Origin of the sequence: Ralstonia sp. Ralssp110, from assembly GCF_047325135.1 — a bacterium.
Classification (GTDB): Bacteria; Pseudomonadota; Gammaproteobacteria; order Burkholderiales; family Burkholderiaceae; genus Ralstonia; species Ralstonia mojiangensis.
In genome coordinates this window covers 2,720,459-2,743,746 of the sequence record NZ_CP168610.1, presented here as the reverse complement: position 1 = coordinate 2,743,746, position 23,288 = coordinate 2,720,459, and the positions used below count along the sequence as shown (strand labels likewise).

Annotated in this window: 19 protein-coding genes; 8 read left to right on the top strand and 11 right to left on the bottom strand. The window is 65.8% G+C overall.

Annotated elements, in window-relative coordinates:
• Nucleotides 1-67: 67 nt before the first annotated feature.
• From mobB to ACEN9T_RS21760, 4 genes are all read right to left on the bottom strand, one after another.
• Nucleotides 68-595, bottom strand: coding sequence for a molybdopterin-guanine dinucleotide biosynthesis protein B (mobB, locus tag ACEN9T_RS21775; RefSeq protein ID WP_092973103.1), 528 nt, complete (start codon nt 593-595; stop codon nt 68-70).
• Nucleotides 592-2,130 carry a D-alanyl-D-alanine carboxypeptidase/D-alanyl-D-alanine-endopeptidase gene (dacB, locus tag ACEN9T_RS21770; protein ID WP_413707037.1) on the bottom strand — a complete coding sequence of 513 codons (1,539 nt, stop codon included), beginning with the start codon at nt 2,128-2,130 and terminating at the stop codon, nt 592-594. Before dacB ends, mobB begins: the two co-directional genes overlap by 4 nt.
• Before the next feature lie 137 nt (nt 2,131-2,267).
• Nucleotides 2,268-4,871 (bottom strand): DNA ligase D, encoded by a 2,604-nt coding sequence (ligD, locus tag ACEN9T_RS21765; protein ID WP_413707036.1) that lies wholly within the window; start codon nt 4,869-4,871, stop codon nt 2,268-2,270.
• A gap of 18 nt (nt 4,872-4,889) precedes the next feature.
• The gene (locus tag ACEN9T_RS21760; RefSeq protein ID WP_413707035.1) at nt 4,890-5,804 is read right to left on the bottom strand and encodes a Ku protein; all 915 of its coding nucleotides are present in this window, start codon (nt 5,802-5,804) and stop codon (nt 4,890-4,892) included.
• Nucleotides 5,805-5,960: 156 nt separating this feature from the next.
• Here ACEN9T_RS21760 and ACEN9T_RS21755 point away from each other — a divergent pair, with 156 nt between their 5' ends.
• From ACEN9T_RS21755 to ACEN9T_RS21745, 3 genes are all read left to right on the top strand, one after another.
• Nucleotides 5,961-7,145, top strand: coding sequence for an MFS transporter (locus ACEN9T_RS21755; RefSeq protein ID WP_413707034.1), 1,185 nt, complete (start codon nt 5,961-5,963; stop codon nt 7,143-7,145).
• Between the two features lie 200 nt (nt 7,146-7,345).
• Complete coding sequence (locus tag ACEN9T_RS21750; RefSeq protein WP_027678109.1) at nt 7,346-7,735, top strand: hypothetical protein; 390 nt, start codon at nt 7,346-7,348, stop codon at nt 7,733-7,735.
• 19 nt (nt 7,736-7,754) lie between these two features.
• Nucleotides 7,755-8,567 carry a hypothetical protein gene (locus ACEN9T_RS21745; protein WP_413707033.1) on the top strand — a complete coding sequence of 271 codons (813 nt, stop codon included), beginning with the start codon at nt 7,755-7,757 and terminating at the stop codon, nt 8,565-8,567.
• Here the strand turns inward: ACEN9T_RS21745 and ACEN9T_RS21740 are convergent.
• Both ACEN9T_RS21740 and ACEN9T_RS21735 read right to left on the bottom strand, forming a co-directional pair.
• Nucleotides 8,557-9,345 carry a DUF1045 domain-containing protein gene (locus ACEN9T_RS21740; protein WP_413707032.1) on the bottom strand — a complete coding sequence of 263 codons (789 nt, stop codon included), beginning with the start codon at nt 9,343-9,345 and terminating at the stop codon, nt 8,557-8,559. The two genes, ACEN9T_RS21745 and ACEN9T_RS21740, sit on opposite strands and share 11 nt — an antisense overlap.
• An 8-nt stretch (nt 9,346-9,353) precedes the next feature.
• Nucleotides 9,354-10,529: an alpha-D-ribose 1-methylphosphonate 5-triphosphate diphosphatase gene (locus ACEN9T_RS21735; RefSeq protein ID WP_413707031.1), complete on the bottom strand. Its 1,176-nt coding sequence runs from the start codon at nt 10,527-10,529 to the stop codon at nt 9,354-9,356.
• A gap of 170 nt (nt 10,530-10,699) precedes the next feature.
• On the opposite strand from ACEN9T_RS21735, the gene ACEN9T_RS21730 reads away from it, so the two are divergent.
• Both ACEN9T_RS21730 and ACEN9T_RS21725 read left to right on the top strand, forming a co-directional pair.
• Nucleotides 10,700-13,423 (top strand): EAL domain-containing protein, encoded by a 2,724-nt coding sequence (locus tag ACEN9T_RS21730; RefSeq protein ID WP_413707030.1) that lies wholly within the window; start codon nt 10,700-10,702, stop codon nt 13,421-13,423.
• A 149-nt stretch (nt 13,424-13,572) separates the two neighbouring features.
• Complete coding sequence (locus ACEN9T_RS21725) at nt 13,573-14,985, top strand: methyl-accepting chemotaxis protein (protein WP_413707029.1); 1,413 nt, start codon at nt 13,573-13,575, stop codon at nt 14,983-14,985.
• 329 nt (nt 14,986-15,314) lie between these two features.
• On the opposite strand, the gene ACEN9T_RS21720 is transcribed toward ACEN9T_RS21725, so the two are convergent.
• The 4 genes from ACEN9T_RS21720 to ACEN9T_RS21705 form a co-directional block, all read right to left on the bottom strand.
• Nucleotides 15,315-16,637: an MFS transporter gene (locus ACEN9T_RS21720; protein WP_413707028.1), complete on the bottom strand. Its 1,323-nt coding sequence runs from the start codon at nt 16,635-16,637 to the stop codon at nt 15,315-15,317.
• Nucleotides 16,638-16,803: 166 nt separating this feature from the next.
• Complete coding sequence (locus tag ACEN9T_RS21715; protein ID WP_413707027.1) at nt 16,804-18,165, bottom strand: amidase; 1,362 nt, start codon at nt 18,163-18,165, stop codon at nt 16,804-16,806.
• 27 nt (nt 18,166-18,192) lie between these two features.
• Complete coding sequence (locus ACEN9T_RS21710) at nt 18,193-18,870, bottom strand: DUF2848 domain-containing protein (RefSeq protein WP_413707026.1); 678 nt, start codon at nt 18,868-18,870, stop codon at nt 18,193-18,195.
• Between the two features lie 45 nt (nt 18,871-18,915).
• The gene (locus ACEN9T_RS21705) at nt 18,916-19,638 is read right to left on the bottom strand and encodes a GntR family transcriptional regulator (protein ID WP_024976522.1); all 723 of its coding nucleotides are present in this window, start codon (nt 19,636-19,638) and stop codon (nt 18,916-18,918) included.
• Nucleotides 19,639-19,814: 176 nt separating this feature from the next.
• On the opposite strand from ACEN9T_RS21705, the gene ACEN9T_RS21700 reads away from it, so the two are divergent.
• The 3 genes from ACEN9T_RS21700 to ACEN9T_RS21690 all read left to right on the top strand — a co-directional run bounded on the left by ACEN9T_RS21700 (nt 19,815) and on the right by ACEN9T_RS21690 (nt 22,844).
• Nucleotides 19,815-21,080 carry a flavin-dependent oxidoreductase gene (locus tag ACEN9T_RS21700; protein ID WP_413707025.1) on the top strand — a complete coding sequence of 422 codons (1,266 nt, stop codon included), beginning with the start codon at nt 19,815-19,817 and terminating at the stop codon, nt 21,078-21,080.
• Nucleotides 21,081-21,121: 41 nt separating this feature from the next.
• Entirely contained in the window at nt 21,122-22,255 is a 1,134-nt protein-coding gene (locus ACEN9T_RS21695; protein ID WP_413707024.1) for an ABC transporter substrate-binding protein, read from the top strand.
• Nucleotides 22,256-22,328: 73 nt separating this feature from the next.
• Nucleotides 22,329-22,844 carry a MarR family winged helix-turn-helix transcriptional regulator gene (locus tag ACEN9T_RS21690; RefSeq protein WP_092973072.1) on the top strand — a complete coding sequence of 172 codons (516 nt, stop codon included), beginning with the start codon at nt 22,329-22,331 and terminating at the stop codon, nt 22,842-22,844.
• Between the two features lie 73 nt (nt 22,845-22,917).
• Here ACEN9T_RS21690 and ACEN9T_RS21685 read toward each other — a convergent pair whose 3' ends face one another.
• Nucleotides 22,918-23,259, bottom strand: coding sequence for a hypothetical protein (locus ACEN9T_RS21685; protein WP_027678096.1), 342 nt, complete (start codon nt 23,257-23,259; stop codon nt 22,918-22,920).
• Nucleotides 23,260-23,288: the final 29 nt, after the last annotated feature.

The following is a 23,288-nucleotide window of genomic DNA, read 5'->3' as shown; positions in this document are numbered from 1 at the left end:
GGGGGCTGGCAGAAAACTGGACGGCCCCATCATAGCCAAGCTGCTTCGCCCGGATGTTAAGAGTGCTTCATATGGATGCGTTGGCCAGTTGCCGCACGGCAAACCGGTACACCGCATCGACGTCGTTCAAATCCAGCACAGTCAGGCCTTCCGGGGTTTGCACGGCGTCAGGTGAGTCGGTGGCCACCGCTACCACGCCACCAATTTCTGGCCAAAGCGGCGGCCGTCCCAGCGACGGCCGGAAGACTTCGATCTTCGGGAAGGTGCTGCGCTTATAGCCTTCTACGATGACGAGGTCGGTGGCGGGCGAGAGCAACGCCAGCACGTCATCAAGTTCGGGTTCCAAAGCGTTGGCGTATTCGCGCATCAGCACGAGGCGTTCACCGCCCACCAGCACGACTTCGGCGCTGCCGGCTTCGCGCATACGGTATGAATCCTTGCCCGGCGAATCGAGATCAAAGCCGTGATGCGTGTGCTTGATGGCCGCCACGCGCCGTCCGTCGCGCACGAAACGGGCGATGAGCTGCTCGACGAGCGTGGTTTTTCCGCTGCCCGACGTGCCGGTAATGCCCAGTAATGCCTTGCGTGAAGTCATCGCGGCGCGCCCTGGTAAATCCATTGCAGCAGCGCGTCGTGCGCGGCCTGGCCGCCGCTGGCGTTCGGGTGGTTGATCATGCTGACCACCACGAAGCGCTGGCCGTCTTCGCCTTCCACGTACCCGGCAATGGCGCGCACATCGTTGAGCGTGCCGGTCTTGATCTCGGCGTTGCCGGCCACCCCGGCACGTGTCAGACGGTTGCGCATGGTGCCGTCCACGCCGACGACGGGCAGCGCATCGCGCAGCACGCCGCCGTTCGGGTTGGCGTCGGCCTGTTGCAGCAGGCGTCCCATGTTGCGTGCGCTGATGCGCTCGATGCGTGACAGGCCCGAGCCGTTCTCCAGCACCAATTCCGGCATCGTCAGGTTCTGTTTAGCGAGCCAGCGGTTGATGACCTCGGTCGATTGGCGCACCGATGCCGGCTTGCGGCCGATTTCCGCGCCGATGGTCAGGAAGAGCTGGCGTGCCATCACATTGTTCGAATACTTGTCGATGTCATGCACAACCTCCGACAGCGGCGGGCCGTAGTGCGTGGCCAGCAGAATGGCCTGGCGCGGCACCTTGCCCTCGCGCAGGCCCGGCGTGAAGCGCGTCGTGCCGCCGGCTTGCTGCCACAGCGCCAGGAAGCCGCCCCAGATGAAATCGGCATGCGTAAGTGCGGCGATATTGAAGACGCGTTCGCCGCACGCGGCGGCATAGCGGCCGTCAAAGCTGGCAAGCACATGGCCGTCGGTTTGCGTGGAGATGTTGGCGCCGGAGGTTGTCTTCCAGTCGCCGCAGCCGCCGCGCGTGGTGCGCAACTGGTTGTCGATCTGCAATTGGGCCAGCGGCGGCGATACATCAATGTTGACCGCGCCGTTACCGGCATCCGGCGACAGCGTGAACGTAAGCGTCTTGAATGAATACAGCAGGGCGTCGGGCGCGACGTTGTAGGCGCGCGCGCTGTCGCCGTCCAGAGGCGGGGCTTCTGACAGGCCGCCTTCGAAGTAGGTGCGATCGAGCACGATGTTGCCGGCCAGTTCATCCACGCCGGCGCGGCGCACATCGGTCACCAGCTTGACGAGTTCTTCTGGAATCAGCTTCGGATCGCCCTGGCCGCGCAGGTACAGGTTGCCGTTGAGCGTGCCGTTGACGGGCTGGCTGTCGGCATAGGCTGTCGTCTTCCAGCGAAAGTCCGGGCCGAGCATGTCCAGCCCTGCGAAGGTGGTCAGCAGCTTCATGGTCGACGCCGGGTTCATTCCGGCGTCTGCATTCCATTGCAGGATGGGTGTGGCGGTGCCGGTGCGGATCACGAATACGCTCACCGCATCCAGCGGGATATGCGCGCGCGCAAAGGCCAGCGCCACGTTGGCGGGCAATCCGGCGGGGTTGTGCGCGGCCTGGCGAGCTTGCACGGCGGTGGCGTGCGGTGCGGCGTGGGCCTTGGCCTTCTTGGCGTGGGCCAGCGGCGAGGCCGCAATGGTCAAAAGCGCGGCGCAGGCAAGCGCACTGCGCGACAGATTCAGCAAACGGGTCGGACGAATTCGGGCCATCGGTGGGGCAGAGTGGGGCGCACACGCGTGCGCCAAGTGCAGACGCAGGCATGTTAACGCAGCGACCCCACACTTCGGCCGACAAGCAATGGGGCGTTCACCGCCCAATTCTTTGGGAATCCCGCAGGTGTGACGGTTCAGTCATTGGCGCCGATGCGCTTGCGCATGTCGGCCGTCACCGATTGGCGCGTGCCGGCATAGTCGGCCCACGGGTCGCCCTTGAGCTTGGCGAGCCGATCTGGCAGCGTACGCAGCGTCCACTGGGCAGACGACTGCAGCCCTTCGAGTTCGTCATGGCGGATCGGCACCGACACCGGCAATCCCTTCCGCGCACGCACCGAATAGGCGGCCACCGTGCTCGCGCCGCGGTTGTTGCGCAGATAGTCGATGAAGATTCTCCCCACGCGGTTCTGCGGGCCCATCTTGGCGACAAAGCGGTCGGGGAAGGTCGCGGCCATGTGCTGCACCACGGCTTGCGCGAAGGCTTTGAGCGTGTCCCAGCCGGAGGTTTCGCGGCGCGTAAGCGGCACCACCACGTGCATGCCGTGGCCGCCGCTGGTTTTCAGGAACGCTTTCAGGCCAAGTTCATCGAGCATGGCCAGCATGAGTTGCGTGGCCTCGATCACGCGCGCAAAAGGCAGCGCCGGGTCCGGGTCGATATCGAAGACGATGCGGTCGGGCTGTTCGATGCGGTCGGCCAGCGCATTCCACGTGTGAAACTCCACCGTGCCCATCTGCACTGCGCCGACCAGCGCCTCGGCCGAGTTGATCGCCAGCAGCGACGGATGCCCCGGGTCAAGCGACGGGTCCAGCTGCGTGATGCCCTGCAGCTTGAGCGCCGCGGAATGCTTCTGGAAGAAGCGCTCGCCGTCGATGCCGTCGGGCGCGCGCACTAGCGACGTCGGCCGGTTGCGCAGATGCGGCAGCATCCATTCGGCCACGCCTGCGTAATAGCGCGCCAGGTCGGCCTTGGTGGTGCCGCTGGCTTTCTCGATTACGCGATCCGGATGCGTGACATCCACACCCGCGATGCGCTCCGCACCGGGGCGCACCTTGCGTTCAGGGGCATTCACGGCGCGGGTCTCCTTACGGGTGGCGGCACTGGGCGGTTTGGCTTGTTCACGCACGATGTTGCGCGCTGGTTTGTCGTCGCGCAAACCTTGAAACACCGCCTGCCGCACGATGCTTTCGCGCGTCCATTCGGCAAAGGCGATTTCCGCCACGCGCTCGGGTTTCACCCATTGCACGTCACGCGCATCGCTGCCGGTGGGCGGGTCGGCGAAGGGCGGCGTGTCGACGGCCAGACCGGTCAGCTCGTGATGCAAAGCGTGCAGACTCGTCTCGTTGAACCCGGTGCCGACGCGGCCCGCATAGCGCAGCGTGCCCGCGTCGTCATACACACCGAGCAGCAGGGCGCCAAAGCCGCTGCGGCTGCCCTTGGGGGCGCTGTAACCGCCGATCACGAATTCCTGCCGCTGCCCACATTTGAGCTTGATCCATGCTGGGCTTCGGCCGGCGCGGTACGGCGCATCGGCGCGCTTGCCGATCACACCTTCGAGCGACATGCTGCACGCCGAAGACAGTAAGTCTTCGGGCGCCGCGTTGAACGTGCCTGAGAACAGCACCGCATCGCGGTCGAGATCGCCCGGGGCGGCCTCGAAAATGCGTTGCAGCAGCGCCCGCCGCTCGCGCAACGGCACACCGCGCAAGTCCATGCCGTTGCAGAACGGGATGTCGAACAGGTAGTAGGCAATGTGTTCGGCATGTGCGGTTTCGAAGGCGTTCTGCAGCGCCTGGAAGTCGGGCACGCCACGCTCGCCCATCACTACGACTTCGCCGTCGAGCCACGCCTCACGCAGGCCCAGCGCCGGCAGCGTGCGAGCCTGACGGGGCAGCTTCGCCGTCCAGTCGCGGCCGTTGCGGCTGAACAGACGCACGGTGTTGCCGTCGATGCGCGCGAGGATGCGGTAGCCGTCGAACTTCACTTCGTAGTCCCACTCGCCTTGCGTGGGCGGCCCATCGACGAGCGTGGCGAGTTGGGGCTCCAGCGTTCTGGGCAACGTGGCGGGCACGGCGCCGGCGGGCGGTTGGACTTGCGCCGGTTTGGAGCGCTCGGCCTTGCCTCCATCGGCTTTGGCCCTTCCTTTGGCCTTGGGTTTCGCGCCGACGTTCTCTCCGGTGATCACGCTCGCGGGCAAGGCCTGCGTCACGTCGTAGTCGCTGGATGGCCGGACTTGATCGTCGCGCTCCTTGATCAGCAGCCACTGTTCTTTCGGATGTCTGCCGGTGCCGTGCAGGTGCGTGCGCACCAGCGCCCACGCGCCGTGCAGCTTTTCGCCGTCGAGATCGAATTTGAGCTTGCCGTCTCGGTACGCCTTGCGCGGATCGCCATGCGGATGCCACGTACCGCGGTCCCACACGATCACATCGCCACCGCCGTATTGGCCTTCCGGGATGTGGCCTTCGAAATCGGCGTAGTCCAGCGGGTGGTCTTCAACATGCACGGCGAGGCGCTTGTCGGCGGGGTCCAGGCTCGGGCCTTTGGGGACAGCCCAGCTCTTGAGCGTACCGTCGAGTTCGAGCCGGAAGTCGTAATGCAGCCGCGTGGCGTCGTGCTTCTGGATCACGAAGTGCAGGGCGTCGTTGTCACGCCGCTCATCGGCTTTGCGGCGCGCGCCGGCCGGTTCCTGGGTCTGGGTGAAATCGCGCTTGCGGCGGTAGTCGGCGAGATGGCGTGGCATGGCGTCGGCTCCGTCGTGCTATGCGCGCTTGCGTGTGGCGGTCTTGCGCGCCGTCTTGGCGGCGGCCTTGCGCGGTGCACGCTTGCGCGGGGCAGGTTCGTCTTCCGCTTCGTCGTTTGACGCGGCTTTACCCTTGCCGCGCTTGGCAAGGCTCTGGCGCAGCAGGTCGGTCAGGTCGATCACGTTGCCGGAGCGCGGTGCGGCGGTTTCGGCTTCCATCGGCTCGACGGATTCCGTGCGGCCTTCGCGCACCTTGCGATCGACCAGCGTGAGAATGTCGTCGCGGAAGGTGTCGTGATACTCGGCAGGGTCCCACTTGCCGCTCATGTCGTCGATCAGCTTTTCGGCCATGTCGATTTCCTTGGCCGTGAGCTTGGCCGCCTTGGCTCCTTCTTCCGGCAAGTCGAGTTCGGACCAGTCGCGCACTTCGTTGGACCAGCGCAGCGTATGCAGCACAAGCACGGGCCCCATCGGAATCAATGCCGCCAGATGCTGCTTGGTGTGCAGCACCACGTTGGCGACGCCGATCTTTTGCGAGCGCGTCAACGCTTCGCGCAGCAGTGCATAGACTTTTTCACCCCGCCGGTCCGGCGCGAGAAAGTAGGGCGTATCGAGATAAAGAAACGGAATCTCCGCCGCATCGACGAACGCCAGCAGATCCACCGTTTGCGTCGAAACCGGGTTGGCCGCGCGGATGTCCTCGTCGGTCAGGATCACGTAGCGGTCTTTCTCGTAGGCGTAGCCGCGCACGATCTGCTCGCGCGGCACCTCTTTGCCGGTGGTTTTGTTGATGCGCTTGTAGCCGACGCGGTCCATCGTGCGACGGTCGAGCCAGTCGAAATCAAGATCGTCGCTGCGGGTGGCCGGATACAGCGCAACGGGAATGTGAACGAGGCCGAAGCTCACGGCGCCCTTCCAGATCACGCGGGGCATGGCAGGTCTCCCGATGCGGTGGATTCGAGCGTGGTGACGCAAGCCGCATACCTGCCTGGTGCGGGGCGGCGTCATACGCTTATCAGCCCGGCGCGGTAGCATGGTGCCTTTGCGGCGCAGCACGTTTGCACCGCGCGTTTTTCCCAGCTGTCCTTCATGTCTTCCGAATACGTCCAATCTGCCGGCGCGCTGCGGCCCCGCCGGCTTCCCCTGTCGGCCCGCGCGGCGACGATGGCTCTCTTTTTCGCCAACGGTGCAACGTTTGCGACGTGGGGCATTCACATTCCGACGGTGAAGGCGCGCTTCGGGCTGTCCGAGGCGTCGCTGTCGTTGGCGATGTTCATGGTGGCGGCCGGCGCCATCGTCGCGATGAAGTTCGCGGGTCAGTGGGCGGCGCGCGTCGGCACGCGCCGCGCGAGCGTGCAGGGCGGCGTGGCATTTGGCGTGATGACCGCGCTCATCATGCTGATGCCGACCTACCCGGCACTGCTGGCGGTACTGCTGCTGTTCGGCATCACCAACGCCGGCTTCGATGTCGCCATGAATGCGCAAGCGGCCACGGTCGAGGCCAATCATCACAAGCCGATCATTTCCTCGCTGCACGGCATGTTCAGCCTGGGCGGCATGGTGGGTGCGGCCGTCGGTGGCGTGCTGCTCGAACTGGGCGTGCCGCCGGCCGTGCATTGCGGCGGCATGGCGCTCGTCACCATGGCGGCAGCGCTGTGTGCCGGGCCGTTCATGCTGCCGGACCACGTGCATGCGGAAGGCGAATCCGCACATCCGACCACGGGCCGCACACTGTTGGTGCTCGGCGTGCTGGCGTTCTTCGGGCTGGTCGGCGAAGGCGCGATGTACGACTGGACGACCGTGTACATGCGCGAGATCGCGCAATCGCCCGAAGCCGTTGCCAGCGCGGGATACGCAGCGTTTTCGGGCGGGATGGCGTTGGCGCGTTTCGGCGGCGACTTTGCACGCGGGCGCTGGGGCAACATGCGTGTGCTCGGCGCCAGTGGCGTGCTGGCCACGGGCGGGATCCTGCTTGCGCTGTTGTGGCCCGCGCCGATGGCTGTCCTGACAGGCTTCGCGCTGATGGGCGTGGGCGCTGCCAACATGGTGCCGATCTTCTTCATCACCGCGTCGCGTCTGCCCGGTGTGCCGGCCGCCGAAGGCATTGCCGCGGTGGCGCGCTTTGCCTACGTGGGCTTGCTGATCGGTCCGGTCATCATCGGATTGATCGCGCATCGCTCAGACCTGCGCTGGGGCCTGTCGGTGGTGGCGTTCACCATGGCGTTGATTGCGGTGGCGGGGCCCCGGGCGATCCGCCCGCCGGAACGTCGCTGATTGCCCCGCGCTGCAGCACGAATCTGCCCAAAAAATATGCAGTTCCTGTGCGTTGACTTTCCTGTGCGCTTGCCATAGCGTACGACGAGGAGAGGGGGTTTCCCGGCGCCAACGTGCCAGTTGCGCACGGCATCGGGATGCGTTCAAAACGAGGCTGTGCTGTCAGCCAGCCCAAACGACCCATAGGAAAGGAGCTTCAGATGCCGTACAAACGTCTTACCCTCGTGGCAGCGGTCGCTGTCGTAGCCGCTGTCGGCACCGCGGCCCACGCGCAGACCGACCAAAAGAAGTTCGACCCCTATAGCCAAGGCGCAAAAGTCGGCGACAAGTTTGATCCGTACCAACAGGGTGCGAAGGCCGGCGACAAGTTCGATCCGTATTCGCAAGGCGCCAACAAGAACGACAGCACTGCCAGCGCGCTCAACCCCGGCGCCCAGCCTGCCAATGTGGAGAAGGGCAAGTACGACACGTACACCCAGGGCGCCAAGGCCGGCGAGAAGTTCGATCCGTATAGCCAGGGTGCCAAGGCTGGCGGCAAGTTCGACCCGTACAGCGAGGGCGCCAACAAGAAGGACGCGCCCAAGCAGTAAGCCCGTGCAGATCGGGTTCATGAAGACGCTGATGCATCGCCGGATGCATCGGCGTTTTTCTTTGTGGAACGCCGCCGCTGTGGCGGCGTTTGCGCTGGCCCTACCCGCGCATGCGGCGGGGCTGTGCTCCGCGCCGTGGGTGCATGACGGCAGCCGCGTGCGCCTGGACGGCAACGGCAAGACGCCGATGATCGTCGAGTTCACGCTGCACGATGTCAATCGCGACATGCAGGACGGCTGCGAAATCGGCCTGCATATCTATGCCAAATCGGGCCTCGTGGCGCTGGGCGGCCGGCCCATCGAGACGGTCCAGGAGCACCAACTGCTGGTGGACGAAGCCGGCGTGGTCACGCGCATTGTCAGCATCAATGGCCGCGTATTTGCGCAAAGCGAACATGCCGATCTGGTCGGCACCGTCAGCACCGCCATCTCGGGCATGTTCCTGTACGGCGCGGGGCTGGCGCCCGAAGCGCAGATGCTGCCGGGCGATACGTACGAATCCAGTTTCGATTTCGATGTGGTGTCGCCGCGGCTTGGGATTTCGGTCGGGCGGATGCGGGCCGAGCGCGCCAAGGTGGAGGTGTCGGAGCGCGAGGTCGGGCCCCCGCAGCCGATGAACACCGTGGTTGGACAGTTGCAGTGCCGGCCGATCCGCTACACGCGCACGGCCCGCCTCGGGGTGCTGCGGCTGGGCAATGAAACGCTCGAGCCCGATCCCACCGTGGCGCACATCACCGACTGGTATTGCCCCGAAGCGGCGGTCGTGATGCGCCAGGAGGTTGAGCAGCACGGCCAGACGCAGGTGATCGACGTGGTCGAACTCAAGCGCTAGGTGTGCCCTGCGCAGCGCCGAAGTCTTCCGTGCTGCCGTCAAACCGGTACACACGCGCCACGTTGAACGGCGCTTCCGGCGCAGCCTGCGAGAACAACGCAATGTGGTCGACCGGCATGGTGGCGGGCAGCACCACGCGCGCGTTCTCCAGCGCCCGATAGCAGGCAAGCTGCTCGGCCGGGTCGAGTCGGCCCGTCAGCGTGATGTGGAACGTGAACGTGCCAAACACATACGGATAGCCCCAGCGCTGCAGGTGACGCTCCTGCGCATCCGACAAGCCGACGCGACGGCGCCGCGCGAGTTCTGCGGGCGGTGGCGGTGCGCGGAAGCCGTCGAATTCGCTGACGCACGCATCGGCGAATGCGTGGAGCATGTCGCGGGCCGGATCCCCATGACGTAGCCGCCAGGCCAGGAAGCCGCGCAGCGTCTGCAGGGCCGGCTCGATGGTGAAGCCCTGCTGCTGCAGTGCAAAACGGCGCAGCGCGGCGTCCAGTTCATCGACCGTGCGATCGCTCGCCAGGCGGAACGGCGGTTTGAACGTAGCGTGCAGGCCGTACCGGCGCGGCGCTTCAGTCCAGCGGTCAAGCGTGGCGAGGTCGATGCCGGCTTCGCGCACAAATGCCTCGCGCTGATCCGCTGAGATGGAGGTGTTGGTGCGCGCGCAGCGGCCGAGCCAGCGTGTGCCGAGCCCGTACCAGGGCTCGGGCGGCAGCAGGTAGAGCGCGTATCGCCAGGCGGGCGGTGTAGACGACGATAAGGGTGCCGGCGCCTGCTCCATGGCGTGGCTCAGCCGATCAGCGGCAACTGTCCGGCGGCATGGCGTAGCCGGCCGCCGACCACGGCCGCCACCACACGCGGCAGGCCCGGGCGGCGATCATCCACCACGATGGCGTCGGCGCGCAGGCCGGTCGCGAGCGAGCCACGGTCCGCCAGGCCCGCGGCCTCGGCGGGATTGGCTGCGACTAGCGCCCAGGCCTCGTGCAGCGGCACCACGCCGCGCTCGGCCAGCTTGAACGGCGCGGCCAGCAGCGCCGGGTAGTAATAGTCCGAAGCCAGCACGGTACCCAGACCCGCCGCCACCATGGCCGCCGCATTGGGTGCGCCGTTGTGGCTGCCGCCGCGCACCACGTTGGGCGCGCCGAAGACGGTATGTCCGCCATGCGCGCGCGCTGCCCGCGCAACCTCCTCGGTCAACGGAAATTCGCTGACGGTGCAGCCGTGCGCGTGGAAGGTGTTGCGCGTGGCGATGTCGGGTTCATCGTGTGAAGCCATGCAGATGCCGCGTTGCTGCGCCGCACGCGCGAGCGTGCCCGTCACCTCGGCGAGCCGCGTCGTGTTGGCCGCGGCCGCATTCAAACGTGCGAGGAATGTGTCGATGTCGCACTCGGCGCGATCGGCGTACTGTGCGAGCTTGCGCGCGTCGCCCAGCTTGTTGCGCATCCCCGGCAGGTGATCGTTGAACGACAGGAAGTGCACGCGGCCGGCGTCCATCCAGGCCAGCGCATCGGCAACGCCGTCGGCGTGGTGCAGTTCGAAGCGCAGGTGCATCAGGTGCTGCGCGCCGAGGTGCGGACGCATCGCATCAAGGGTGTCCAGCATGCGCAGCGCATAGGCGCGGCCGCGCAGGCCGCCTTCCCACGAATACGTCACGCCGTGGAACTCGGTGGTGATGCCGTTGGCAAGCAATTGGCCGTCAACATCGGCCAGGGCGGTCTCGTAGGGAAAGGCCACACCGGGGCGCGGCATGACGGCGCGTTCGAAGGCGTCGCCGTGCAGGTCGACGATGCCGGGCAGGACGAGCAGGTCTCCGCAGTCGATCATGCTGGGCGTCGGGTTGGCGTCACACGCGTCGATATGCCCGTCGCGAAATTGCACGGCGGCTTCCGCCAGCCCATCGGCCAGAAGGGTACGTCGCGAAAACAGGCCAGCCACGTGGCCGACGGAAGACGAAAACGATTGCATAAGGCAAAGGTGCGAACAGTTGCGCAAGAACGCCGTGCGGGCATTGTGCCGCAACTGGCGTGCCGCTTATCCGCACATCGGCCATTTGCCCCACCCTGAAGTGGGGAAAGGCAGCCAAACGCCTTAACTTTCCCGACACGTTGGTCGATATCTTGAAAAACAACCCAGATATGGACGCCACCTCTGCCGAGCGGCCTGACCGTCCCGAACCGGAAGTAATCGACCAGGACAGCCCCAGGCCGTTGCCGCTCGCTGATGACCGTTACGAGGCACTTGTCCGGCAAATGCCGGACGCGCTGTACATCGTGGCGGACGACATTATCGTTTTCGTCAACGAGGCCGGCGTTCGGCTGTTTGGGGCGCAGTCCGCGCGCGATATCGTCGGCCACGAGCTGGACGAGTTCGTGCACGACAACTCGATGCACCTCGCGCGGCAGCGCCGCGAGTGGATGGTCGCGCACGGGGCCGGTTTGCCGCCTGTCGAGCAGACCTTGCTGCGTTGCGATGGCACGCCCGTGGAAGTCGAGGTGCTTTCCGCCCCGGTGCAGCTTGGCTGGCGCACCGCCATCCAGGTGGTGGCACGCGACATCACCCAGCGCAAGCAGGCCGAACAGGCGCTGCGCGAATCCGAAGCCAATTACCGCGCCCTGGCCGCCGAAACCGCACGCGCCAAGGAATTGCTGCGCTGCGAAAAGACCGTGCTCGAACTCAGTTCGCGCAACGTCCCGCTGCCGGACTTGCTGGCCGAGGTCTGCCGGCTCGTCGAGGCACTGCTCGACGACGGCGCCATGTGCTCGGTCCTGCTGAGCAGCGATGGCGAACACATTACGCAGGCCGTGGCGCCGTCGCTGCCCTTCATGCTCTCGCAGGTGCTGGTGGGAATCGCGATCGGCCCTGCGGTCGGTTCGTGCGGCACGGCCATGTTCCTGAACAAGACCGTGGTGGTGGAAGACATCGACGCCGACCCGCTCTGGGACGGCTACCGCGACATCGTCGCGCCGCTGGGCCTGCGCGCGTGCTGGTCGACGCCCATCCGTGGCGACAACGCGCAGATGATCGGCGCGATGGGCATCTACTACGACACCCCGCGTGCGCCCACGCGCGACGCCATGGGGCTGCTCGACGGCATTACCGACATCATCGGCGTGGCGGTGCAGAAGGCCCATATCGCGCGCGATCTCCAGGAGAGCGAAGAACGCTATCGCCTGGCCGTCGATAACCTGACCGAAGGCATCGTCGTGCAGGCCGCCGACGGCACCATCCTCGCGTGCAACCCGAGCGCGCGGCGCATTCTCCGCGCCGGCAACCTGTCGCCCGTGGGCACCAGCCACCTGGCGCTGATGCGGCGCTCGTTGCGCGAAGACGGCAGCGAGATCCCGCTCAACGAGCGCCCCACGCGCGTGGTGTTGACGACCGGCCGTCCGCTGCTTGGCTTGACCGTCGGCCTGGAACTGGTGGACGGCGACATTGTGTGGGTGCACGAAAACGTGCTGCCCATCGTGCGCCCCGGCGACGATGCCCCCTCGGCCGTGCTCATCTCGTTCAACGATATCGGGCCCGCGCGCGCGGCCCAGCAGCAGCTCACTTTCCTCGCGCAGCGTGATGCGCTCACCGGCTTGTACAACCGCGCCTATTTCTCTCAGCGCATGCAGGCAGTGATGGAGCGGGCCGCCAGCGAGCCCAGCGAGGCACGCCAGGTCGCCGTGCTGTTCCTCGATCTGGATGGCTTCAAGAAGGTGAACGACACAGCCGGCCACGAAGCCGGTGACCACCTGCTGCGCATCGTCGCGCAACGCCTGTCGGCCTGCGTGCGCCAGAGCGATACGCTGGCGCGCCTGGGCGGAGACGAGTTTGTCGTGCTGCTCGACAACGTGCGCTCGTTGGGTGAGGCGGAGCGCTTGGCCAAGCGCATCGTCCATTCAATCGCGCAGCCGTTCTCGACGAGTGGCACGGAGTATTACCTGGGCGCGTCGATCGGCATCGCGGTGTACCCAGAGCATGGCAACGATGCCGCCACACTGCTGCGTTGCGCGGATGCCGCCATGTACAACGCCAAGCAGAACGGCCGCAACCAGCATCGCGTGTACACCGCGCGCCTGTCGCAGCGCGCGCAACGGCGCTTCCAGTTGGAATACCACCTGCGCCGCGCACTGTCAGCGGGCGAGCTGTCGCTGCGCTTCCAGCCCATCGTCGATGCCACGTCGATGGACATCGTCGGCGCTGAAGTGCTGCTGCGCTGGCACAGCACCGAGCTGGGCGAAGTGTCGCCCGCCGAATTCATTCCGGTGGCTGAAGACTCCGGGCTCATCGGCGACATCGGCGAATGGGTGCTGGCGCAGGCGTGCCGCCAGGCGGCGCATTGGCGTGCCACGTGCATGCCGGAGTTCTTTGTCGCCGTGAACCTGTCGCCGCGCCAGTTTGGCGAGGGGCTCGTGCCGACCATCTCGCGCTGCCTGACCGAAACGGGTTTGCCCGCGAGCGCGCTGGAGATGGAGATTACCGAAGGCCTGCTCATGCGCGACACCGCCGCGGTGATGCCGATGCTCGACGCACTCACGGCGCTGGGTATTCGCATCTCGATCGACGATTTCGGCACGGGGTATTCGTCGCTGTCGTATCTGCAGCGTTTCCCGATCGACAACCTGAAAGTGGACCGCTCGTTCGTCTCGGGCATTCCGCGCCATCGCGATTCGGTGGTGATCTCGCGCGCCGTGGTCGCGATGGCCGCGTCGCTGGACATGACCGTCACGGCAGAGGGTGTCGAGACGCTGGAGCAGGCCGAGTTCCTGCAAGCCGCGGGGTGCGACAAGTTGCAGGGCTTCCTGTTCGGCCCCCCAATGACGGCCGCCGCCTACGAGGCCCGGCTGCGTCGCGACCGTTCCGCCCAGGCGTAGTGCTGCGTAAGGCGCATGTAATGCCCGCGTAAGCCGGGGCGGGTAGCGTGGCTCAAGCGCGGACCGCCCGCGCCGATACTCCCCACAGAGGGTTGCTTCGCCATCAGCGCGAGCGCACACACAACAACGACATCTGGAGACCACCGCACGTGAAGCCATTTGCCTGGGGCCGCGGCCCGAAAGCCCCTCCCGAACTTGTCGCCCGTATTGCGGAAGAGGCCGGCCGCGTGGGCATGGGCATCTGCGAAGTGTCCGGCAATGTGGAAGACGTGGCCGTGCGGCTGCGCCGGCAGGCCGATGTGTTCGATCAGTTGCGCAATGCTGCCGACGTCACCATGCGCGGCAACCACGACATCGCCGTGGCGGCGCGGCATGCGCGCGAAGTCGCCTCGCATGCCAGTGAGGAGGTGAGCGGCTCGCGTGCAACGGTCGATGCATCGCTGCGCGACATTCGCGAGCTTGCCGTTGGCGTGGCGAGCATGGAGCAACAGATTGCTGCGCTGCGTGAAGCGCTGGTCCAGGTGGCGCAGGCATCCGAGCAGATTTCGCAGATTGCCAGGCAAACGAATCTGCTGGCGATCAATGCTGCGATTGAAGCTGCACGTGCGGGCGAATCGGGCCGCAGCTTTGCAGTGGTGGCCGGTGCGGTGAAGCAGCTCGCGGGGCAGACCGCCGAAGCGACGCAGCGGATCGAAACCACCTTGGCGGATTTGTCCGGCCAGACCGACAAGCTGATCGGTGACAGCAGCGCGAACGTGGCACGCGCCCAGCGTGTGGATACCGGCACGCAGGCGATTGGCGCGGTGATTGGCGTGGCGGGCGAGGCCATCGCGCGCTTTGACGTTGAGGCGACGAGCATTGCGGAATCCACCGCCGCCATTGAAGGCGAATGCGCATCGCTTGCGCGTGAGGTGGATGCGATGGCCGAGGGTGTGAAGCAATCGAGCCACAACATCGACAACGCGCAACGGCAGCTTTCGGGCTTGCTTGGGGCGTCGGAAACGTTGATCCGGTTGACGGCTTCAACGGGCGTGCAGAGCGCCGATACGCCGTTTATCGAAGCGGTGCAGGGCGCGGCCGGCAAGATCAGTGCGTTGTTTGAATCGGCCCTGGCGCGGGGTGATATCAGCGAAGGCGATTTGTTCGACCGCGCTTATGCGCCGGTGCCGAATACCGATCCGCCGCAGCATATGACGCGGTTTACGGCGTTCACTGATCGTGTATTGCCTGCTGTGCAGGAGCCTTTGCTCCAGTTGGATCCTCGCGTGGTGTTTTGTGCGGCGGTCGACACCAATGGCTATCTGCCGACGCACAACCTGAAGTTCTCGCAGCCGCAGGGCAGCGATCCGGCCTGGAACGCTGCCAACAGCCGCAACCGCCGGCTGTTCACTGATCGTACGGGGCTGGGGGCGGCGCGCAATACCGAGGCGTTCCTGTTGCAGACGTATCGTCGCGATATGGGGAACGGGACGTTTGCGATGATGAAGGATGTGTCGGCGCCGATTTACGTCAGGGGCCGCCACTGGGGTGGGTTCCGGATGGGTTACAAGGTGGCCGGTTAAGGTCCGTAATGGCGGGGGTGGGGTTTGGGACCTTGCTGGCGGGGTTTTTTTGTTGATGGTGCATCCCTTGTTTCGTCCCCTGCCGGGGCCGACTTACTTTCTTTGTCTTGCCAAAGAAAGGTAAGCAAAGAAAGGCGCGCCCGAGATGGCGACCCCCTCCTTGAATTTCTGTCGCAGGGAGGGGAAGGAGGCAAACTCGCTGCGCTCAGACAGGCCTCCTTCCTTTTTCCTCCCTGCAACAGAAATTCAAGGCGCCATCTAGGGCAGGGTACGGCCAAACCATCGCGGCGCTACGGTGTGCGCTGCGATGGCGTCTTTCATGGATTTGCTTAGTGTCTACGCGTGCCTAGGATGACTAGGACGGCGGCGCCCAGCTCCAACGCGGCCACGAAGTAGAGGCCGGCGGAGAGGTGGCCTGTGCTCGTCTTCAGCCAGCCGATCATGTACGGCGCGACGAAGCCGGCCAGGTTGCCGATGGAGTTGATGAGGGCGATGCCGCCTGCGGCTGCAGTGCCGGCCAGGAAGACAGCTGGGATCGACCAGAACACCGGGAACGCGGCGAGGATGCCGATGGCGGCGACGGTGAGCGAGATCAGCGCGAGCGCCGGCGAGCCGAGCAGTGCGCCTGTTGCGACCAGGCCGGCGGCTGCGATGACGGCGGCGATGGCGCAGTGCATGCGGCGCTCGCCCGTGCGATCGGAATGCGCGCCGTTCCAGACCATCGCAATCGTGCCGGCGATGAACGGAATGGCCGAGATCAGGCCGATGCGGAAATTGCCCTGTACGCCCAGCTCCTTGATGATCGACGGCGTCCAGAAAGCAATGGTGGCGTTGCCGCTGACCACGCAGAAGTAGATGGCTGCGCAGATCCACACGCGGGCGTTGGCCAGTGCGGCACCAAACGAGGCGTGCTTGGCGGGGTCGCGGTTCTCCACTTCAACGGCGCGCACCACGGCATCTTGTTCTGCAGCGGAAAGCCATTTGGCCTGACGAGGCGTTTCGGGCAGCCACGCAAGCACGGCAAAGCCGGCGAGCACCGACGGAATGCCCTCGAGCAGGAACAGCCATTGCCAGTTGGCGAGGTGGCCCACGCCTTCCATGCGGCTCATGATGAAACCGGCAATCGGGCCGCCCACCACGCCCGCAATCGCAAACGAGGTCATGAACAGGCCGTTGATGCGCGCACGGTGTGCGGAGGGAAACCAGTACGTCAGGTACAGCACCACGCCCGGGAAGAAGCCGGCTTCAAAGATGCCCAGCAGAAAGCGCATCACGTAGAACGAGGTCGGCGTCTTCACGTAGATCATCGCCATCGACGCCAGGCCCCACAGGATGGTGATGCGCGCCAACGTCTTGCGTGCACCGATCTTTTCCAGCAGCAGGTTGCTCGGCACTTCAAACAGGAAGTAGCCGATGAAGAAGATGCCGGCGCCCAGGCCGTACACCGCTTCGCTGAACTGCAGGTCCTGCAGCATCGACAACTTGGCGAAGCCGACGTTGACGCGGTCGATCCACGCGAGAATGAACAGCACCACCAGGAACGGCACCAGGCGATACGCAATGCGGCGGTAGGTGGCATCCAGCTCGGTGCTGGGAAGCGGACGACTGGCCGGGTCGGTCGGGTTGGCCGGCAAGGCTTGGGTTTGCGACATGGTTTCCTCCAATAGCGTGTGAGGGCGCCGGCGCTTCGTGTGCTGCTGTGTTGCACGAAACGCAGGCATGAGTTGGGCCCGGCGCGTCTGCAGCGCACCTTTTGACTTGGCTTGGGATACCGCCTGCGCGGCCCGGGCGCAGGCGGGGAATGTTCTGGCTAGTCGATCAACGCCGCAGGGCAGCCTCCACCGCCCGGCCAACGCGCAGGATGCGCGCGTCGTCGTTGGCGAGACCGCAGAGCGACAGGCCGACCGGCAGTTCGCCGGCGGCGTGTACCGGCAGCGTCAGCGCGCAGCCATCCAGGAAATTGATCACGCTCGGATTGCGCAGCGTGAGTGCGTTGACACGGAAGAACGCAGCGTCGTCGTCTTCGAGCGGTGCGACTTCGGGCGGCACGATGGCAACCGTCGGCATCAGCCATGCATCGAGGTTGCCCAGACGCTTGCGTGCGGCGGCGATCATGCGGGCGCGTGCGTTGATCACGTCGATGTATGCGGCCGCACTCATTTGTTCGCCACGGCGGATACGCGTGGCGACGCGCGGGTCGTACTGGGCTTCTGCACGTGCGAGCAGCGAGCGATGCCATGCCCACGACTCCGCCGCCGAGAATCCGCCGCCGCCGTTGATCTCGGGCAATTGCAGCAGCTCGGGAAATTCAAAACGCACGATGTGTGCGCCGGCACGTTCGAGCTGTTCAACAGCGCGGTTGAATGCAACGGCGACCGTGTTGTCGAGGTCTGCGCCGACAAAGTCCTGTGTGATGCCAAAACGCAACCCAGCCAGTGGTACAGCTGAGGTGTCGAATGCGTCGTTGCCCGACTCGCCGCTCAGCACGGCATCGACGATGGCGCAGCAGTCGACCGAATTGGCGAGCGGGCCGCCCGAATCGAGCGACGTGGACAGCGGCACGGCGCCTGTCATCGGCACGCGGCGCGCGGTCGGCTTGAAGCCCGTCAGGCTGCAGAATGCGGACGGAATGCGGATCGAGCCGCCGGTGTCCGTACCCAGTGCCGCCACAGCCATGCCACCCGCAACGGAGACGGCACCGCCCGATGTGGAGCCGCCCGCCGCGCGCGCGCCATCGGCCGGTGTGCGCGGTGTGCCGTAATGCGGGTTCAGGCCCAGGCCCGAGAACGCAAATTCGCTCATGTTGGTGCGGCCGAGCAGCACGGCGCCGGCTGCACGCAGGCGCGCCACCGCGGCTGCATCGGCAGTGGCGCACGGCTGGCCAGCCAGGGCGCGCGAACCGGCTGCCGTCACCTGGCCGGCCACGTCAAACAGATCCTTGATCGACACCGGCAACCCCGCCAGCAGCGAGGGCACGTTGCCTGCCGCACGCGCGGCATCGGCGGCGCGCGCCATGGCCAGTGCGGCTTGCACGTCGATGCTCACATAGGCGGCACCGCCAGCGGCGCGGTGCGATTCGGCGCGCTCCAGTGCGGCTTCGGTCAGCGCGACGCTGGTGGTGCGGCCGGCGGCCAGGTCAGCGGCCAGTGCGCGGATCATGTTCGGGCGGGGCGTCATCATGCGGTGATCTCCGTTGGGTGGTGCGCTTCAGCCTTCAACAGGCAGCGTGTCAACAGCATAGCGATGGCGCAGCTCGGTGCCCGACACCGGGTCGATCAGGGCCATGTCGAATGCCTCGCCAAAACCGAGTTCGCCGATGATGGGCTGCGTGCCGCAGAACATGGCGGTACCCACCGGCAGCGTGTCGTTGCCGGTGTAGCGGCGGATAAGGTCGCGCGGGTCGAGCATGCGCGTCACGCCGCCTTCCTGGTACAGCGCGGTGTGGCCGTTGCGGGTGCGCCAGGTCTTCATCTGCAGGCTGTCCCAATGGTCGGCTAGCGCCTCAAAGCGCCACACATCGCGGCTGATGGGCTTGGCGCACATCTGCTTGGAGACCGTCACGCCATAGGCTTCGACCTTGCGGTCGGTGTGGTCCGAGCCGATGCCGACCAGCAGGCCCATCGGCGTGGAATACAGCACGAACTCCGCTTCGCCGGAGGAGTCGGCGCCGGGAATCTCCACGGTGGCATCGGTGGTCAGCAGCGAGGCCGACACGCGGTAGAAGCACGGCACGCGCGCCGGACGCGCCACGCCGATCGCTTCAAGCTCAGCGATGTGGTGTTCAACGGCTTCGGCATCGCGGCCGGTCCAGCCGGCAATGACAAGGTGGTCCACGGTCACGTCGATGGGGCCGTGGCCAATCAGGTTCAGGTGCAGCGTGGTCATGCGGAATCCGGAAGAGGCGGAAAAAACAAACGGGGGAAATCGGGGTCAGAGCGTGCGGATGATCGTGCGGCGGAACTCGTCGATGTGCTCGCGAATGGCTTCACGCGCTGCGGGCACGTCGCGGCGCTCCAGCGCATCGAGCACGGCGAGGTGCTCGTCGTACACGTTCTGCAGGTGTTGCGGCTCAGACAGCGAGAGGAACCAGAAGCGCGCCTGCTTCTCGTGCAGGCCGCGCAGCAGTTCGGCCAGCACGCGGTTGCGCGAGGCAGCGGAAATGGCGAGGTGGAACTTGAGGTCCAGCGCGGCCAGCGCGGCAATGTCACGGTGCTCGATCAGCGCGGGCGATGCATCGACGATGGCGCGCATGGCCTCGAAATCTGCGGGGTGGGCGCGTTCGGCGGCCAGCGTTACGCACAGGATCTCGTTGGTGGCGCGCACCTCGATCATGTCGAGCACATCGTTGAGCGACAGCGGCGTCACCAGCACGCCCTTGCGCGGCAGGATCTGCACCAGCCCCTCCACCTCCAGACGATGCAGCGCCTGGTGAATCGGCGTGCGGCCCAGACCCAGAATCGTGCCGAGCTGCGCTTCGTTGAGCGGCTCGCCGGGGCGGAATTCGCACGCCATGATGCGGCGCTTGATCTCGTTGTAGGCGAGTTCACGCATGGCGGCGCCCTTGGGCGCATGCGCGTCGGGTTCAACGGCAAACGGTGCAGATGCAGACGCGGGTTTGGCAGAACCGGAAACCAGTTTGATCGGACGCGACATCGCGGCGGCCTCGAATTTCGTAAAAGTCGAGTGATGGTATTGTGATATCTCACAGAGCGTCAAGCTAACAACGCGCCGCATTCAGCTGCGTTCCTCTAGGTATTTGCCCTGATATGTCGCTGGCAGGAGGCCGTTGAGATTCGTTATAGACTGCAACAAATTTCAGGGAGACAGCCATGAAGATCGCCATCATCGGGGCGGGCATTGGTGGCCTGACGCTCGCGTTGATGGCGGAGCGGCAAGGTTTCGAGGTGGAGGTGTGGGAGGCCGTACAGACGCTGCGGCCCCTGGGCGTTGGCATCAACCTGCTGCCGCACGCCGCGCGCCAGCTGTGCGAACTGGGGCTGGAAGACACGCTGAGTGCGCTGGCGATTCGTACCTCCGCACTGGCTTATTACAACCGGTTCGGCCAGCCGATCTGGCACGAGCCGCGCGGGCTAGCCGCAGGCTACGACTGGCCGCAGTTCTCCATTCATCGTGGCGAATTCCAGATGGCGCTGGCCGATGCCGTGACCGAGCGGCTCGGCGCGGGGTGCATCCGCCTCGGGCACAGCTTCGAGGCGGTTCAATCGATGGGCGAGAAGGGCGGCCCCGTGCGCTTCACGCTGCGTGATCGCGCCAACGACACCGTTGTCGAATCCTCGGCCGACGTGCTGGTCGGCGCAGATGGCATCCACTCTGCCGTGCGCCGGCACTTTTACCCGAGCGGCGATGCGCCGCGTTTTGCGGGCCGCATGCTGTGGCGTGCAGTGACTGAAGCCGAGCCGTATCTGGATGGCCGCACCATGTTCATGGCGGGCCACCAAGACCAGAAGTTCGTCGCCTATCCGATCTCCGAACCGCTGCGCCAGCAGGGCCGCTCACGCATCAACTGGATTGCCGAGCTGCGCGTGCCCGACGAGGCACCGCCGCGCAGCGACTGGAACCGAGAGGTCGACCGCGCGATCTTCCGCAGCGCCTTCGCCGACTGGAAATGGAGCTGGATCGACATCCCGGCTTTGATCGACGGCGCGCAGGCCGTGTACGAATTCCCGCTCGTCGATAAAGACCCGCTGCCACGCTGGACCTTCGGCCGCGCTACGCTGCTGGGCGACGCGGCACACCCGATGTATCCGATCGGCTCGAATGGCAGCGCGCAGGCGATTCTCGATGCGCGCGCGTTGGTCGATTGCCTGCTTGCCACGCGCGACACCGGCGTGGCTCTGCGCGAGTACGAGGCCGATCGTCTGCCGCGCACGGCTGGCGTCGTGCTGCGCAATCGCCTCAATGGGCCGGAGCAGGTCATGCAACTCGCGCATGAGCGCGCGCCCCAAGGCTTCGCGCGCATCGATGACGTGATCCCGCGCGCCGAGCTGGAAGGGATTGCGATGCGCTACAAAAAGCTGGCCGGCTTCGATCCGCAATCGCTGCGCGATCAGCCGCCCATGCCGCGCCGCGCCTGAAACACCGAGCCGTTCAAACGCCAGAAAAAATGAGGGGACCCATGACCATCCGCCGCACCATCTGCGCCGCTGCTGCGCTGTTGCTCGCCACCGCTGCCCATGCCGAAATCGTCGTTGGCGTGAGCCTGTCGACGACAGGGCCGTCGGCATCGCTCGGCATCACGCAGAAGAATTCGCTGGCGTTCTATCCGGATACCATCGGCGGCGAAAAGCTGCGCCTCGTGGTCGTGGATGACGCCTCAGACCCAAGCACCGGCACGCGCCTGGCGCGCAAGCTCGTGACGGAAGAGCACGTCGACATCATCGTGGGCTCGTCGGCGGTGGCACCGTCGATTGCGATTGCCGAAGTCGCCACCGAATCGCACACGCCGCAACTGGCGTTGGCGCCGGTCGAGCTGAAGCCGGGCAAGGGCGATTGGACCTACCGGCTTGCGCAGCCCATCTCGCTGATGGCCGAGGCGATTGCCACGCGCATGGCGGCGTCCGGCATCAAGAACGTCGGCTTCATCGGCTTTGCCGATGCGTACGGCGAGAGCTGGCTGAAGGACTTCACTGCCGCCGCCACGCCGCGCGGCATCAAGATCGTTGACGTAGAACGCTATGCCCGCGCAGACACCAGCGTGACAGGGCAGGTCGCCAAGCTGGTCAGCGTCAAGCCCGATGCGATCCTCGTGGCCGGCGCGGGCACCGGCGCAGCGCTGCCGCACACCGCGTTGCGCGACCGCGGTTATGCGGGGCCGATCTATCAGACCCACGGCGCGGCCACGAAAGACCTGATCCGCATCGGCGGCAAGACGGTCGACGGGGCCATCCTGCCGGCGGGCCCCGTGATCGTGGCCGAGCAATTGCCCGACAGCCACCCGAGCAAGAAGACCGCCGTCGAATACGTGACGCGCTATGAAAAGGCCAACGGCCCCGACACGCGCACGCAGTTCGGTGCCCACACGTGGGATGCGCTGCAGGTGCTCCAGCGCATCGTGCCGGTGGCCCTGAAGAAGGCCAAGCCGGGCACGCCGGAGTTTCGCCAGGCGCTGAAGAGCGCGCTGGAATCGGAGCACGACATTGTTGTTTCGCATGGCGTGCTCAATTACACGGCCACGGATCATTTCGGCTTTGACGCGCGCGGCCGCGTGCTGTTGACCATCGACCACGGCAAATGGAAATTGTTGAACTGAAACGCGCGCGCGTGCGTGGCCGACGGGCGCATCGCCGACGATAATCGATGGGTCTTTCCCCATCGACACCGCCATGCCGCGCACCCCCAAAGCAGACGACCTGTATCCCGCCGTGGCCCCTTCGGGGCACTTCAACCCGCATCTGGCGGACGTGGAGTATGGCGCGCTCGACGGGCTGGTCGGCTATGCCGTGCGCCGCGCCCAGCTGCACATCTACGAAGATTTCGTGCGCTCGCTGCACGCATGGAACATCACGCCGCCGCGCTTCTCGGCCATGACCGTGATCGCGCATAACCCGAACCTCAAGCTGACGGAGCTGGCCAACATCCTGGGCGTGGCGCGCTCCGGCGCGGTGCTGCTGGTCGACACGCTGGAAGACATGGGCATGGTTGAGCGCCAGCCCTCGCCCAAGGACAAGCGCGCGTTCCGGCTCGTGTTGACCGCCAAGGGGGCGACCACTCTTGACGAAATCACCCGCGCCGTTACCGCACACGACGCCCGCGTGACGGCGCATCTTTCTAAGGATGAGCGGCACACGCTGCTGGCGCTGCTCAACAAGCTGGCATCGGGGCCGGATTCCGCTTCCTGATCTGCAGCCTGCCCGTGCAAATGACAAGCGGCCCGAATGTGGGCCGCTTTGCTTTGGTGGAGGTGCCGGCGCGTCAGCGCTTGTTGGCGTCGATGGCCTTCTGCCAGAGGTCCTTGTCCGGCGGATACAGCGAGTCGAAGTACTCGCGCAGCGTGCAGATTTCCTGGACGATCTCGAACGGAAATCCCTGGCGGCCGCCACGGTCGTCGATCTGCAGACTGTTCAGGTAGCGGCGGCAGCCGATGAAATCCGCCCACTTGGCGGCGATGGTGTTGATGATGCGCGGAAACTTCCGGCCGAGTTCGATCGGCCGCACCTCGTCGGGCAGGGACGCGAGCCACCGGATGGCGTCGCGGTTGAGCGCGAAGTCATCGGCGTTCTGCTGCTTGCGTTGAGAGGTGGGATCTTGAGTCATGTCGGATGCGCATCCTTGAAGTCTAGTGT

Coding starts and splice junctions, on each gene's coding strand:
- mobB (WP_092973103.1), bottom strand. CDS start 595: ATGACTTCACGCAAGGCATTACTGGGCATTACCGGCACGTCGGGCAGC.
- dacB (WP_413707037.1), bottom strand. CDS start 2,130: ATGGCCCGAATTCGTCCGACCCGTTTGCTGAATCTGTCGCGCAGTGCG.
- ligD (WP_413707036.1), bottom strand. CDS start 4,871: ATGCCACGCCATCTCGCCGACTACCGCCGCAAGCGCGATTTCACCCAG.
- ACEN9T_RS21760 (WP_413707035.1), bottom strand. CDS start 5,804: ATGCCCCGCGTGATCTGGAAGGGCGCCGTGAGCTTCGGCCTCGTTCAC.
- ACEN9T_RS21755 (WP_413707034.1), top strand. CDS start 5,961: ATGTCTTCCGAATACGTCCAATCTGCCGGCGCGCTGCGGCCCCGCCGG.
- ACEN9T_RS21750 (WP_027678109.1), top strand. CDS start 7,346: ATGCCGTACAAACGTCTTACCCTCGTGGCAGCGGTCGCTGTCGTAGCC.
- ACEN9T_RS21745 (WP_413707033.1), top strand. CDS start 7,755: ATGAAGACGCTGATGCATCGCCGGATGCATCGGCGTTTTTCTTTGTGG.
- ACEN9T_RS21740 (WP_413707032.1), bottom strand. CDS start 9,345: ATGGAGCAGGCGCCGGCACCCTTATCGTCGTCTACACCGCCCGCCTGG.
- ACEN9T_RS21735 (WP_413707031.1), bottom strand. CDS start 10,529: ATGCAATCGTTTTCGTCTTCCGTCGGCCACGTGGCTGGCCTGTTTTCG.
- ACEN9T_RS21730 (WP_413707030.1), top strand. CDS start 10,700: ATGGACGCCACCTCTGCCGAGCGGCCTGACCGTCCCGAACCGGAAGTA.
- ACEN9T_RS21720 (WP_413707028.1), bottom strand. CDS start 16,637: ATGTCGCAAACCCAAGCCTTGCCGGCCAACCCGACCGACCCGGCCAGT.
- ACEN9T_RS21715 (WP_413707027.1), bottom strand. CDS start 18,165: ATGATGACGCCCCGCCCGAACATGATCCGCGCACTGGCCGCTGACCTG.
- ACEN9T_RS21710 (WP_413707026.1), bottom strand. CDS start 18,870: ATGACCACGCTGCACCTGAACCTGATTGGCCACGGCCCCATCGACGTG.
- ACEN9T_RS21705 (WP_024976522.1), bottom strand. CDS start 19,638: ATGTCGCGTCCGATCAAACTGGTTTCCGGTTCTGCCAAACCCGCGTCT.
- ACEN9T_RS21700 (WP_413707025.1), top strand. CDS start 19,815: ATGAAGATCGCCATCATCGGGGCGGGCATTGGTGGCCTGACGCTCGCG.
- ACEN9T_RS21695 (WP_413707024.1), top strand. CDS start 21,122: ATGACCATCCGCCGCACCATCTGCGCCGCTGCTGCGCTGTTGCTCGCC.
- ACEN9T_RS21690 (WP_092973072.1), top strand. CDS start 22,329: ATGCCGCGCACCCCCAAAGCAGACGACCTGTATCCCGCCGTGGCCCCT.
- ACEN9T_RS21685 (WP_027678096.1), bottom strand. CDS start 23,259: ATGACTCAAGATCCCACCTCTCAACGCAAGCAGCAGAACGCCGATGAC.